The organism is Verminephrobacter aporrectodeae subsp. tuberculatae At4 (assembly GCF_000193225.1).
GTDB classification, from domain to species: Bacteria; Pseudomonadota; Gammaproteobacteria; order Burkholderiales; family Burkholderiaceae_C; genus Acidovorax; species Acidovorax aporrectodeae.
Genome location: NZ_AFAL01000552.1, coordinates 1 through 419, shown reverse-complemented (window position 1 = coordinate 419; position 419 = coordinate 1). Strand labels below are relative to the sequence as shown.

Annotated in this window: 1 protein-coding gene; it reads right to left on the bottom strand. The window is 64.2% G+C overall.

Going from position 1 to position 419, the window contains the following annotated elements; translation table 11 throughout:
* On the bottom strand, nucleotides 1-419 hold a 419-nt coding region (locus VTU_RS28140), incomplete at both ends, for a SwmB domain-containing protein (RefSeq protein WP_040893121.1).

Below are 419 nucleotides of genomic sequence, written 5' to 3'. Positions count from 1 at the left end.
ATGGCCTCATTGCCCGCGCTGCTTACCGCAAAGGCCGAGGCCGCTGCGGTCTGGACGGCATCCAGGTCCGACGCATCGGCGTAGGTCAACTCCAGCAGGTCACCGCGGACCGTGGCGTTGTTGCGGAGCACCGGGGCCATGGTGTCCCTGACCAAGTTGCTCACGGCCTGGTCCGTGAAACTGGCCGCACCGTTGCCTGCCCAGTCCTGTATCCCCTCGCCGCCGGTCGCGGGCTTGGTGTAGCTCAGCTTGACCGTTTCGCCACCGTGCACGTAGCGGCTCAGCGTCAGCGTAACGGTCTTGCCCTCTACGACCACACTGCTCACGCTAATGGCCAAATTGCCCGGGCTGCTCAGCGCAAAGGCCGAGGCGGCTACGGAATTGAAGATATCCAGGTCAGTCACGTCGGTGTAGGTCAG